The organism is Martelella endophytica, from assembly GCF_000960975.1.
Taxonomy (GTDB): domain Bacteria; phylum Pseudomonadota; class Alphaproteobacteria; order Rhizobiales; family Rhizobiaceae; genus Martelella; species Martelella endophytica.
In genome coordinates this window covers 505077-517883 of sequence record NZ_CP010803.1, presented here as the reverse complement: position 1 = coordinate 517883, position 12807 = coordinate 505077, and the positions used below count along the sequence as shown (strand labels likewise).

Here is a 12807-nt window from a genome sequence, read left to right as displayed (position 1 = left end):
CGCAGGGCGCTTCCTCCAACGGGGACAGACTTGCGATGAACCACCAAGCATCGAGCCCGCGCACATTGCTGAAGCGGTTGAGGGAACTGATGGCGGAGCCATTGGAACCCCAGGACCGCCTCGACCGCATCGTCGGCCAGATCGCGAACAACATGGTGGCCGCGGTGTGTTCGGTCTATGTGCTGCGCGCCGACAGCGTTCTCGAACTCTTCGCGACCCAGGGCCTGAAGCGCGACGCCGTCCACCTTGCAAGTCTGCGCATGGGCCAGGGCCTCGTCGGCACGATCGCCGCATCGGCCCGCCCGCTGAACCTTTCCGATGCCCAGTCGCATCCCGCCTTCCGCTACCTGCCGGAAACGGGTGAGGAGATTTATCACTCCTTCCTCGGCGTGCCGATTCTGCGCGCCGGGCGCACGCTTGGCGTTCTCGTGGTGCAGAACACCGACGAACATGCCTATAGCGAGGAGGAGGTCGAGGCGCTGCAGACGGCGGCGATGCTGCTGGCAGAGCTGATCGCCTCCGGCGACCTGAAGAAGATCACCCGCCCCGGCATGGAATTGGACCTGACGCGCTCGGTGTCGCTTTCGGGCGATGCCTATGGTGAGGGCATCGCGCTCGGCCATGCCGTACTGCACGAGCCGCGCATCGTCATCAACAACCTCGTCAACGAGGACAGCGACGCCGAGATCGAACGGCTGCGCGCCGCCATGGACAAGCTGCGCCGCTCGATCGACGACCTTCTGGAGCGCGGCGACGTTTCCGCCGAGGGCGAGCATCGCGACGTGCTCGAAACCTATCGCATGTTCGCCCATGACCGCGGCTGGGTGCGGCGGCTCGAAGAGGCGATCATGCTGGGCCTCACCGCCGAGGGCGCGGTCGAGAAGGTGCAGAGCGATACCAAGGCGCGGATGATCCGGGTCACGGACCCGTTCATGCGCGAGCGCATGCATGATCTCGATGATCTCGCCAACCGGCTGCTGCGCCAGCTCACCGGCCACGCCGTCGATGCCGATGGCAACGGCTTCCCCGATGATGCGGTAATCGTCGCCCGCGCCATGGGGGCCGCCGAGCTCCTCGACTATCCGCGCGAGAAGCTGCGCGGGCTGGTGCTGGAGGAGGGCTCGGCCACCAGCCATGTCATCATCGTCGCTCGCGCCATGGGCATCCCGGTCATCGGTCAGGCGACGGGCGTTGCCGCGCAGGTCGAGAATGGCGATTCCGTCATCGTTGATGGCGATGACGGCGAGGTTCATGTCCGCCCGCTTGACGCGGTGATCATGGCCTACGAAGAGAAGGTCCGCCTGCGTACCCGCAGGCAGGAACAGTTTCGGGCGCTCAGAGCCGTCGAGCCGTTCTCCGCCGATGGCGTGCGTGTCAATCTGATGATGAATGCGGGCCTGCTGGTCGACCTGCCGCAGCTTGACGATTCGGGCGCGGAAGGCATCGGCCTGTTCCGGACCGAGCTGCAGTTCATGATTGCCTCGCGCATGCCGAAGGCGGCCGAGCAGGAAAGCTTCTACCGTCAGGTGCTGGATCATGCCGGCAACCGCCCGGTGACCTTCCGCACGCTCGATATCGGCTCCGACAAGATGGTCTCCTATTTCCGCTCGCAGGAAGAGGAAAACCCAGCCATGGGCTGGCGCGCCATCCGGCTTGCGCTCGACCGGCCCTATCTCCTGCGCATGCAGCTGCGCGCGCTGATGAAGGCGACGGCCGGCGAGACGCTGAAGGTCATGGTGCCGATGGTCTCCGAAGTCGCGGAAATTCGCGAGGCGCGGGCGCTGATGGCGAAGGAAGTCCAGCATCTTGCCCGCTTCGGCCATCAGGTGCCGAAGAAGATCGAGCTCGGCGCGATGCTGGAAGTGCCGGCGCTGCTTTACGAAATCGACGAGCTGATGGCCGAGGTCGACTTCGTCTCGGTCGGCTCCAACGACCTCTACCAGTTCTTCATGGCGATCGACCGCGGCAATGCCCGCGTCTCGGACCGTTATGATACGGTGAGCAAGCCGTTCCTCAGGGTGCTGCGCGACATCGTGCGCGCCGGCGAGAAGAACAACGTGCCGGTAACGCTCTGCGGCGAATATGCGAGCAAGCCGCTCTCGGCGATGGCGCTGTTTGCGATCGGCTATCGCGCGGTGTCGATGTCGCCGACCGCGATCGGCCCGGTCAAGGCGATGCTGCTCGGGCTCGATATTTCGGCGGTCAGCGCGGTGGTCAATGCCGCCCTCGACGACCCGTCGAACACCGAACCGGTGCGGCGCGTGCTTGAGCGCTTCGCCACCGAACACAATATTCCCCTTTAGCTAGATGACGGCCGTCTCGCGCGCTTTGGGCGAGGCAGGCGATGATGATGGAGTGTACCCGGCGTGGCGAGGCTTCCCGAGGACAAGATGCGAGAACTGGACCGGCGGTTTGCCGAGGTCGAGGCCCGGATGTCGGCCGGCCCCGACGCCGAGACCTATGTGAAGCTCGCTTCCGAATATGCCGAGCTCGAGCCGGTGGTGAAGAAGATCCGCGACTACCAGTCCGCCGAAAGCGAATATGCCGATCTCGAGACGCTTCTCGCCGACCGTTCGACCGATCGGGAGATGCGTGAACTTGCCGAGATGGAAATGCCGGAGCTGGAGGAGCGCATCGAGGCGCTCGCCGGCGAGATCCAGATCCTGCTTTTGCCGCGCGATGCGGCTGACGAGAAGAGCGCCGTGCTCGAAATCCGCGCCGGAACCGGCGGTTCCGAGGCGGCCCTTTTCGCCGGCGATCTGTTTCGCATGTATGAGCGCTATGCCGCATCCAAGGGCTGGAAGGTCGAGGTGCTGTCGGCAAGCGAGGGCGACGCCGGCGGCTACAAGGAAGTCATCGCTTCGGTCACCGGCAAGGGCGTGTTCTCGCGGTTGAAGTTCGAATCCGGCGTGCACCGCGTGCAGCGTGTGCCCGAGACGGAAGCGGGCGGGCGCATCCACACCTCGGCGGCGACCGTCGCCGTTCTGCCGGAGGCGGAAGACATCGACATCGAGGTCCGCCAGGAAGATATCCGCATCGATACGATGCGCTCCTCCGGCGCTGGCGGTCAGCACGTCAACACGACGGACTCGGCCGTGCGGATCACCCACATCCCGACCGGCATCGTCGTCACCTCGTCGGAAAAGTCCCAGCACCAGAACCGCGCCAAGGCGATGCAGGTGCTGCGCGCCAAGCTCTACGACATGGAACGCCAGCGCGCCGACAGCGCGCGATCGGCCGATCGCAAGAGCCAGGTCGGCTCCGGCGACCGCTCGGAACGCATCCGCACCTACAATTTCCCGCAAGGACGGGTCACCGACCACCGCATCAACCTCACGCTCTACAAGCTCGACCAGGTGATCGCAGGCGATCTGGATGAGGTCGTCGACGCGCTGATTTCCGATTTCCAGGCCGGTCAGCTCGCCCAGCTCGGCGTTGAGGCGCATTGATGGCGGGTCTCACACTGGATGCGTTATTTCGTCGCACCCTCGCCGAATTCGAGGCTGCGGACCTTCCCGCAGAGGACGCCCGTCATCTCGTCAGCGGTGTTCTCGGGCTCACCCTGACGGAGATGGTGACGGAGGCAGGTCGGGAGATTGATCCGGAAGAATGCGCCGCCGTCGAAGCGGCCGTCGAGCGGCGCAAACGCCGCGAGCCGGTCTACCGGATCCTCGGCGCCCGCGAGTTCTATGGCCTCGATTTCCTGCTCTCGCCTGAAACGCTGGAGCCGCGTCCCGACACCGAAACCCTGGTTGCCGCAGTGCTGCCCCATCTGAACCGCCTCGTGGAGGAACGGGGCACCGTACGCTTCGCCGACCTTGGCACCGGAACCGGGGCGATCGCCATTGCACTTCTGAAGCACTGCGCCGGGGCAAACGCGCTCGCGACCGATATTTCCGCCGAAGCCCTTGAAACAGCGCGCAGCAATGCCTTGATTAATGGTGTTGCAGACCGCTTCGAATGCGCCAGGGGTTTCTGGTATGACGCGGTCATCGGGCGGTATGACGTGATCGTCTCCAATCCGCCCTATATCGGCTCCGCCGACATCGAAGGCCTGGAACCGGAAGTGCGCGAGCATGATCCGCGTGCAGCCCTTGATGGTGGCGCCGACGGGCTTGATGCCTATCGTGTGATCGCGGCGGGCGCGGCCGATCATCTTTCCGAAGAGGGTCTTGTGGCGGTCGAGGTCGGATTTGATCAGAAGGTTGTGGTCAGCGCGATTTTTGCTGCCGCCGGTTTTAATCTTCTCGATGCCGTGCGAGATTTCGGCGGCAATGATCGCGTTCTCATTTTTGCCGGAAGGGACGCGGCGTGATGCTCGGCAACAGCGCAAGCTTTTTGAAAACATGCGAAGAAAGGGCTTGGATTTTTCCGGCAAGCATTATAGTTTGCCCCCACGCAAAGCGATGACTGAGGGAAACGGCGATTCGTTTCCGAGCCGCAGTCTTAGGTTTTCCGTCCAGTGTTGGTTCATTGCGACCTGCCGGTTTTTGCGTGATTCAGGTTTTCAGATTCCACGAATGGCAGCAGGCTTTGGCCTCGCCAGCGGGACTGCGCCGCCGTGTCCGACTGACACGCGCACGGCTGATGGCGTAGCTCGACCTTAAACAGAAAATTCAGGTGACTATCTCATGAGGTCAGGACAGCAGAATAAACGCGGTCGCGGGCGCGGTAATAATAACAACAACTTCAACCGCAAGGGCGCGAATCCGTTGACCCGGACCTATGACAGTACTGGTCCTGATGTGAAGGTTCGCGGCACAGCCCAGCATATCGCGGAGAAGTACATGTCGCTCGCTCGCGATGCGCAGAGTGCCGGCGACCGGGTGATGGCGGAGAACTATCTCCAGCACGCCGAACATTACAATCGCATCATCGCCTCCGCGCAGGCCCAGTTGCAGGAGCGCTATCAGCGCGACGATCGCGACAATGATGACGAGGACGACAACAACAACGCCTCGTCCGCCCGCAACAACAACCAGGGCAATGACCGCAACGAGCGCAATGAGCGCCGCGATCAGCAGCCGCGCCGCCAGGAAGCATCGGTCGATGCCGACGGCCCGCAGCCGGTGATCGACGGCACGCCGGCCGAAGTCGCTGCCGAAGAGGCAGATGGTCAGCCGGTCGAGAAGGGGCGCCGCCGTTCGGCCGCCGCTTCCCGCCCGCGCCGCACCAAGCGCGCCGCCGCCGAAGCCGCAGGTGAAAACGCCGGCAATGACAGCGCCGCCGCCGAAGCCGATGCCTCCGCCGATGAGGGCGAGGCGCCGAAGAAGCCGGCCCGCCGTCGCCGCGCGCCGAAGGCTGAAGCCAAGGACAATGACGCCAGCGAAAAGCCGGCCATGGCCGACGCCGCTTCGGAATAAGCGTATTCGCTTCGAAATGATCTGCGGGTCCGGCTGAAAGGTCGGGCCCGTTTCGTTTTCGCGCGCCAGAAGCGTTTCCGGATGGTGATGCGGTTTCATTTTTCCCAGAAAGCCTTTATGGCACTTGCGGATCGGCCGGTGACGGCTGGGAAGCGCAACGGGACGGTATCATGGCACTGGTGATCGCAATCGACGGGCCGGCGGCAGCCGGAAAGGGAACGCTGGCGCGCAAGCTCGCCGCCCATTACGGTCTGCCGCATCTCGATACCGGCCTCACCTATCGCGCCACCGCCAAGGCGCTGCTCGATGCCGGCAAGCCGCTCGATGACGAGACAATTGCCGCCGAAATGGCTGGCGCCATCGATCTTTCCGCGCTTGACCGCAACGTGCTTTCCGCCCACGAGATCGGCGAGGTTGCCTCGAAGGTGGCGGCGATGCCTTCGGTGCGCACAGCCCTCGTTGCCGCGCAACGCCGCTTCGCCGAAACCGGCAAGGGCGCCGTTCTCGATGGCCGCGACATCGGTACGGTGGTCTGTCCGGATGCCCCGGCGAAACTTTATGTCACGGCCGATGCCGAAGTTCGCGCGCGACGCCGATATGACGAGATTGTTGCCCGTGGTGGTAGCGCCGATTTCGAAACGATACTGCAGGATGTCGAGCGCCGAGACGCCCGCGACATGGGCCGCGCCGACAGTCCTTTGCGTCCGGCGGCCGATGCGCACTTGCTTGATACGTCCAAAATGGGTATAGAGGCCGCGTTTCAGGCCGCTCTGTCTTATATAGACGCTCGGCTTGACCGAAATGCATGAGAGCGGGTTCGCCCGCAGACTATAAGAGTTCCCGCCAGCATCCACGCGCCGGAATGCTTCTTTTCCTGAAACAAGGGGGAGAAGGGATGCAGCGAGAGCTTTGATCAACACCAGCCACCGGCGCATGGCGTCAGGCTTTCGAGCCGACGCATACCAGGAGTTTTCATGACTGCAGATACCCCCACCCGCGACGATTTTGCCGCGATGCTCGAAGAGTCCTTCGGCGCAAATAACGATCTCGCGGAAGGTTATGTTGCCAAGGGCCTCGTCACGGCCATTGAAAAGGACGTCGCCATCATCGATGTCGGCCTCAAGGTCGAAGGCCGCGTGCCGCTGAAGGAATTCGGCGCGAAGGGCAAGGACGGCGAACTCAACGTCGGCGACGAAGTCGAAGTCTATGTCGAGCGCATCGAAAACGCGCTGGGCGAGGCTGTTCTTTCGCGCGAAAAGGCTCGCCGCGAGGAAGCCTGGGTCAAGCTCGAAGCCAAGTTCGAAGCCGGCGAGCGCGTCGAAGGCCTGATCTTCAACCAGGTCAAGGGCGGCTTCACGGTCGACCTCGACGGTGCGATTGCCTTCCTGCCGCGTTCGCAGGTCGATATCCGTCCGATCCGTGACGTATCGCCGCTGATGCACACGCCGCAGCCGTTCGAAATCCTGAAGATGGACAAGCGCCGCGGCAACATCGTCGTTTCGCGCCGGACCGTTCTTGAGGAAAGCCGTGCGGAACAGCGTTCGGAAATCGTTCAGAACCTCGAAGAAGGCCAGGTTGTCGAAGGTGTCGTCAAGAACATCACCGATTACGGCGCATTCGTGGATCTCGGCGGCATCGACGGCCTGCTGCACGTCACCGACATGGCATGGCGCCGCGTCAACCACCCGACCGAGCTTCTGACCATCGGCCAGCAGGTCAAGGTCCAGATCATCCGCATCAACCAGGAAACGCACCGCATTTCCCTGGGCATGAAGCAGCTGGAAGCCGACCCGTGGGATGGCATTTCCGCGAAGTATCCGGAAGGCAAGAAGATCACCGGTACCGTCACGAACATCACCGATTACGGTGCGTTCGTCGAGCTGGAGCCGGGCATCGAAGGCCTGATCCACATTTCGGAAATGTCCTGGACCAAGAAGAACGTACACCCCGGCAAGATCCTGTCCACGAGCCAGGAAGTCGACGTTGTCGTTCTCGAAGTCGATCCGGCCAAGCGCCGCATCTCCCTCGGCCTCAAGCAGACGCTCGAGAACCCCTGGGAAGCCTTCTCCTTCTCGCATCCGTCCGGCACGGTTGTTGAAGGCGAGATCAAGAACAAGACCGAGTTCGGCCTGTTCATCGGTCTCGAAGGCGACGTTGACGGCATGGTGCACCTCTCCGACCTCGACTGGAACCGTCCGGGCGAACAGGTCATCGAGGAGTACAACAAGGGCGACATCGTCAAGGCCGTCGTTCTCGACGTCGATATCGAGAAGGAGCGTATCTCGCTCGGTATCAAGCAGCTCGGCAAGGACGCACTGACGGAAGCGGCTGCTTCCGGCGACCTGCGCAAGGGTGCGGTCGTCTCGTGCGAGGTCACGGCGACCAATGATGGTGGCGTCGAAGTGAAGCTCGTCAACCACGACGACATCACCTCGTTCATCCGTCGTTCGGATCTCGCCCGCGACCGCGACGAGCAGCGCCCCGAGCGTTTCTCGGTCGGCCAGGTCTTCGACGCCCGCGTCACCAACTTCTCCAAGCGCGACCGCAAGGTCATGCTCTCCATCAAGGCGCTTGAAATCGCCGAGGAGAAGGAAGCTGTTGCACAGTTCGGCTCGTCCGACAGCGGCGCTTCGCTCGGCGACATCCTGGGTGCCGCGCTGAAGAACCGCGACGACCAGTAAGCCTCGCTTACCCTTTGAATATCGAACCGCCGGGCGGCAACGCCCGGCGGTTTTTTGTTTGGGTATGTGCGACTCTGCTTGATTTTCAGCGATGAACGCGTGCACGATCAGTTGGAAAGATGCAGTGGGGTCGGCATGCGCTTTCTTTTATTTTTTTGTTTCTTGTTCTCTCTGGCGGGAACCGCTTTCGGTCAATATGTGCCGACTGATCGGTGTGCGGTCGTCGTGGCCTCAAGGCCGACGCTCGCTGAGGCTCAGCAGTACCGCGCCATCAATACAAGCTACAGAATCTCGGCTATCTACCTGACGCAGAACGGCTGGTATGCGCTTGTTGCCGACACCCTTCCGAAGGATGGTGCGCCGGATTTGCTGACATGGCGTAAGGCGAAAGGACTGATCCCGAAAGATTCCTTTTGCTCGAGCGGCAAAGGCTTCGTCGAGCCGGTCTGGCCGACCGACCTGCGCAAAGACCCACCCCTGCTTGATGCCAATAGCCTTTTTGCGGAATTTGATGCGCGCCGGTTGAGCATTGCCGAGAAGCGTTTTCTGCAGGCGGCCCTCGCGCTTGCCGGGGACTATGACGGCCGGCTTGACGGGCAGTGGGGGCAGATATCGCAGTCTGCGTTTGAGCGTTGGTCGGTGCGGGAATATAAGGAGCTGCCGTCAAATCTGCACGCGGCCCTTTTGGCGGCGACGGGAAGCGAAATGCTGGAGGCCGGCGGTTGGGGGCTCTACTACGATCCGGATTTGCGCGTTTCGATGCAACTGCCGTTCGATCTGGTTCACGCCGCAGAAGATAGCGGCATAACATTGAAACTTGAGGCGAACGACGGCAGTTTTGACGTGATGCTGACGTCGATGAGTAACGCGTCAGCGATGGATGTTCATCACAAATTGCAGGCAGCTGCCGCCAAAAATTTCCGGGAGCCTCCCTACGTCGTTCGCAACGACGGCTTCTGGGTGACATCCTTTTCCGGCGCAGATATTTGGGTTTATCAGCGGAGTGATTTTGGCGGCGGTTCGGGCTTTGCCCGCGCGGCGCTTTTTACCTCGCAAGGAGAGAGTGGGCACCGGATCGCGAACCTACTTATCGCCAGCTATCAGCTAGATCCTCAAGCTGATCTCACCATCCCGCCCGGCGGCGCGCTAATGGGCTATCTGCAGGCTACGCTCGACGCCTTGTCGGACGTCAGGGAGAGCGATCCTGACCAGACCGTTCCTCCCGTCGTGGAAGCCAGCAGAGCGCCGGACAAGCCCGATCTTCTCTCACCTAAAGCATCGGGAAGCGGCTTCTATATCAACGATGCAGGAAGCGTCATGACCAATGAGCATGTGGTCGCAGGCTGCAGCCGGTTGGCTGTTGATGGTACGCCAGCGCGTCTGGGCGCTACGGATGAGCAGTTTGATCTTGCCGTGGTCACGGTCGAAGCCGGACTTCCCGCTTCAGCTGCGCCTCTTGCCTTTGCCGTAAAGCCGGTGCGGCTAAATAGCGACGTGACGGTAGCTGGCTATCCTCTGAACGGGCTTCTGGATGCGCTAAATGTGACGCGCGGTTCTGTTTCCGCTCTGAAGGGTATGGACAATGACGCGACCCGCCTGCAGATCACCGCCCCCGTCCAGGCGGGTAATTCAGGCGGGCCGATTGTTGACAGCCATGGGCAGATCGTTGGCGTCGTGGTTTCCAAGATGAACAGCCTCTATGTGGCCGACATCCGAGGTGACCTGCCCCAGAACGTCAATTTCGGCGTGCGCGGCAGTATTGCGCGTATCTTCGCGGAAGCCAACGGGATCGAGATCAAACAGTCGGATGCCGATATCGTTCTTGCCCCCGAGGACCTTGCCGAGTTGCTGGCCGCCGCTACGGTTCTTATCGAGTGCTACCGAGCGCGGCCTTTCCGCAACAAGCTCTTGATCTTCCCCCCACGCTTTCCGATGTTGAGAGGGTGATATGGAAGGGAAGGTTATGGCGAAGACGACACCGATATTGCCCGGAACGGACAGCAAACCGCTCGATCCCAATCTCGATGCGCTGCAATACGAGATCATGCAGGAGACGGCGCAGGCGCTGGGGCGGATCGGGCGGCAGCTCGAGGAGGCGCTTGCCGCGCTCAAGCGCCATGACGAGACGCCGGGCTCCAACCAGGATCGCGACGAACTGGTGCAGCAGGCCGCCGACCGCGCCTTCGCGCTGTTCATCCAGCGCGATTATCTCGGACTTCGCACCGACCATCACCTGAAGGCGACCTACGATATTCCGAACGAGGTGATGATCCGGGTCGGCGTGATGAAGAAGCCGGAGAAACCGGAGCCTTGAGCCTCCATTGATGTCGGATCGACTTTGGCCGGTGGCCTGAACGCGTCAGGCCATTGTTCCCCTGTTTGCGCGGAGGTCCAAAAAACAAACGCCCCGGCAGGGGGAGGCCGGGGCGAATGCGTGAAACGGGTGGGGGATCAGTTCTGCTGGAGACGCTCCATTTCGTCTTTCAGCTGCAGTTTCCTGCGTTTGATATCGACGATTTCATCGTCATGGCTGGACGGTGAGGACATTACGTTTTGCAATCTCCTCTCAAGCGCGGAATGTTTTTCCTCAAGAGCGGCAAGGTGAGTCTGAACAGTCATTTCACACGTCCTTCCTTTGCTTGTTGTCGCCGTATCCGGCGGCTTCGTCACATGTTTGCAATAAAAGAATGACATGTTTCCGCACGCTTGTCGAAGGCCGAAATGTGAAATTCCGGCGGCATTTTCGATGTGTGCGCTACCACGCCTCGTAGCCTCGCTTTTCTCCGAAAACGAATGATGCTAAGGCCATTCAGGCCGGTGATTTGCCGGACAAGACGCCGGCCCTGTCCCGGTTTCGCCCGAATTGGAAACACGCCGGAACGGAAGGCAGATGAGCCCGATCATGAACCCGCCAGTCGCCATCGTCATGGGCTCCCAGTCAGACTGGGAAACGATGAAGAACGCCGCCGATATCCTGGATATCCTCGAAGTTGACTACGATGCCCGCATCGTCTCGGCGCACCGCACGCCGGACCGGATGTATGACTTTGCCCGTGGCGCGCGGGGTGAGGGGTTTCAAGTGATCATCGCCGGTGCCGGCGGTGCTGCGCATCTGCCGGGCATGCTGGCGGCGTTGACCCCGCTTCCCGTCTTCGGCGTACCGGTGCAGTCGCGCGCGCTGTCGGGCCAGGACAGCCTTCTTTCGATCGTGCAGATGCCGGCCGGCATTCCCGTGGGCACGCTTGCCATCGGCAAGGCAGGCGCGGTCAACGCGGCGCTGCTTGCGGCCGCGGTTCTGGCGCTTGCAGATCCCGATCTTGCCGGCAGGCTCGATGATTATCGCGCCCGCCAGTCGGCCAGCATCGCCGAATATCCCATCGACAAGGACGAATAAGCAAATGAAGACCGTAGGTATCGTCGGCGGTGGTCAGCTCGGCCGCATGCTGGCCATGGCGGCTGCCAGACTTTCGATCCGCACCGTGGTGCTGGAGCCTCAGGCCGATTGCCCGGCAGCACAGGTGGCCAACCACCATATCGTCGCTGCCTATGACGATGCAGAAGCGCTTGCCGAGCTCGCCCGGCGCTCAGATGTCATTACCTATGAGTTCGAGAACGTGCCGGAGGAGAGCGCCACCCGTCTGGCCGCCGACCGGCCGGTCTATCCGCCGCCGCTGGCACTTTCGGTGTCGCAGGACCGGCTGACGGAAAAGACCTTCCTCAATGATTGCGGTATTCCCACTGCCGGGTTTCGTGCCGTCGACAACCTCGACGACCTGAAGGCCGCCCTCGCAGCCTTCGGCGGACGCGGGGTGCTGAAGACCCGCCGCTTCGGCTATGACGGCAAGGGGCAATGGGTGTTCTCGGGCACTGAGGACGACCCCGCGGCCGCCTTTGCCGCACTTGCCGGAGCCCCGGCGATCTTCGAGGAATGGATCGATTTCGAGCGCGAGATTTCGGTGATCGCGGCGCGCGGTCTCGATGGAGCGCTGATCTGCTTCGATCCCGCCGAAAACGAGCACCGCGAGGGTATTCTCCGGGTTTCGCGCGTGCCGGCCCGGATTACCGATGCCGTGGCCAGCGAAGCCCGCGGCCATGCGGCGCGGCTGTTGAGCGCGCTCGATTATGTCGGCGTGCTCGGGCTGGAGCTGTTCGTCGATCGCGAGGGCGGGCTGATTGCCAACGAGTTTGCGCCGCGCGTGCATAATTCCGGCCACTGGAGCGAGGCGGCCTGCGCGGTCTCGCAGTTCGAACAGCATATCCGCGCCGTCGTCGGTCTGCCGCTGGTCGATCCGGCGCGCATCGCCGACTGCGTGATGCACAACATCATCGGCGACGATATGGAGAAGGTGCCCGACTGGCTGAAGACGGCCGGCGCCCGGGTTCATCTCTACGGCAAGGCGGAAAGCCGGCCGGGACGCAAGATGGGGCATGTCACGGTGGTCGAAAGCCGCCGCAACGGTTGACTCCGGGCCCGTCATTCGCTAGTAACTCGGCCACAGCCAAGCGCACCTTTCCGGGTGCGCTTTTGATTACCGAAACAGACCGCCTTCACTTGACAGTCGAGAGCGGCACAAACAGCGGATCGAAAACATGAAGATCAAGAATTCGCTCAAGGCGCTCAAGTCCCGCCACCGCGAGAACCGTCTGGTGCGCCGCAAGGGCCGCGTCTACATCATCAACAAGCAGAACCCGCGCTTCAAGGCTCGCCAGGGCTGATCGCAGCTGCGAAAACTGTTTGACGTTTTGCCATGACGGGATACCAT

Annotated in this window: 12 protein-coding genes; 11 read left to right on the top strand and 1 reads right to left on the bottom strand. The window is 62.2% G+C overall.

Annotated features, from left to right (window positions below; genetic code table 11):
• Positions 1-35: 35 nt before the first annotated feature.
• The 8 genes from ptsP (at position 36) to TM49_RS02335 (ending at position 10358) form a co-directional block, all read left to right on the top strand.
• Complete coding sequence (gene ptsP, locus TM49_RS02370; RefSeq protein WP_045679372.1) at positions 36-2303, top strand: phosphoenolpyruvate--protein phosphotransferase; 2268 nt, start codon at positions 36-38, stop codon at positions 2301-2303.
• Between the two features lie 63 nt (positions 2304-2366).
• Positions 2367-3449 (top strand): peptide chain release factor 1, encoded by a 1083-nt coding sequence (gene prfA, locus TM49_RS02365; protein WP_045679371.1) that lies wholly within the window; start codon positions 2367-2369, stop codon positions 3447-3449.
• Positions 3449-4315, top strand: coding sequence for a peptide chain release factor N(5)-glutamine methyltransferase (prmC, locus tag TM49_RS02360; protein ID WP_045679370.1), 867 nt, complete (start codon positions 3449-3451; stop codon positions 4313-4315). Before prfA ends, prmC begins: the two co-directional genes overlap by 1 nt.
• A gap of 316 nt (positions 4316-4631) precedes the next feature.
• Complete coding sequence (locus tag TM49_RS02355; protein ID WP_045679369.1) at positions 4632-5363, top strand: DUF4167 domain-containing protein; 732 nt, start codon at positions 4632-4634, stop codon at positions 5361-5363.
• A gap of 170 nt (positions 5364-5533) precedes the next feature.
• Positions 5534-6172, top strand: a complete 639-nt coding sequence (cmk, locus tag TM49_RS02350) for a (d)CMP kinase (RefSeq protein ID WP_045679368.1) — start codon at positions 5534-5536, stop codon at positions 6170-6172.
• A gap of 165 nt (positions 6173-6337) precedes the next feature.
• On the top strand, positions 6338-8044 hold the full coding sequence (gene rpsA, locus TM49_RS02345) for a 30S ribosomal protein S1 (RefSeq protein ID WP_045679367.1): 1707 nt from the start codon (positions 6338-6340) through the stop codon (positions 8042-8044).
• Positions 8045-8122: 78 nt separating this feature from the next.
• Positions 8123-9991, top strand: a complete 1869-nt coding sequence (locus TM49_RS02340; protein ID WP_052699673.1) for a S1 family peptidase — start codon at positions 8123-8125, stop codon at positions 9989-9991.
• A 16-nt stretch (positions 9992-10007) separates the two neighbouring features.
• Positions 10008-10358 carry a DUF6665 family protein gene (locus TM49_RS02335; protein ID WP_045684639.1) on the top strand — a complete coding sequence of 117 codons (351 nt, stop codon included), beginning with the start codon at positions 10008-10010 and terminating at the stop codon, positions 10356-10358.
• Between the two features lie 137 nt (positions 10359-10495).
• Here the strand turns inward: TM49_RS02335 and TM49_RS02330 are convergent, their stop codons facing one another.
• Positions 10496-10663: a YdcH family protein gene (locus tag TM49_RS02330; RefSeq protein ID WP_045684637.1), complete on the bottom strand. Its 168-nt coding sequence runs from the start codon at positions 10661-10663 to the stop codon at positions 10496-10498.
• Between the two features lie 271 nt (positions 10664-10934).
• Here TM49_RS02330 and purE point away from each other — a divergent pair, with 271 nt between their 5' ends.
• The 3 genes from purE (at position 10935) to ykgO (ending at position 12760) form a co-directional block, all read left to right on the top strand.
• Positions 10935-11438: a 5-(carboxyamino)imidazole ribonucleotide mutase gene (purE, locus tag TM49_RS02325; RefSeq protein WP_045679366.1), complete on the top strand. Its 504-nt coding sequence runs from the start codon at positions 10935-10937 to the stop codon at positions 11436-11438.
• Positions 11439-11442: 4 nt separating this feature from the next.
• A complete protein-coding gene (locus tag TM49_RS02320; RefSeq protein WP_045679365.1) occupies positions 11443-12507 on the top strand; it encodes a 5-(carboxyamino)imidazole ribonucleotide synthase in 1065 nt (354 codons plus the stop codon).
• 127 nt (positions 12508-12634) lie between these two features.
• Positions 12635-12760 carry a type B 50S ribosomal protein L36 gene (ykgO, locus tag TM49_RS02315; protein ID WP_018064355.1) on the top strand — a complete coding sequence of 42 codons (126 nt, stop codon included), beginning with the start codon at positions 12635-12637 and terminating at the stop codon, positions 12758-12760.
• Positions 12761-12807: the final 47 nt, after the last annotated feature.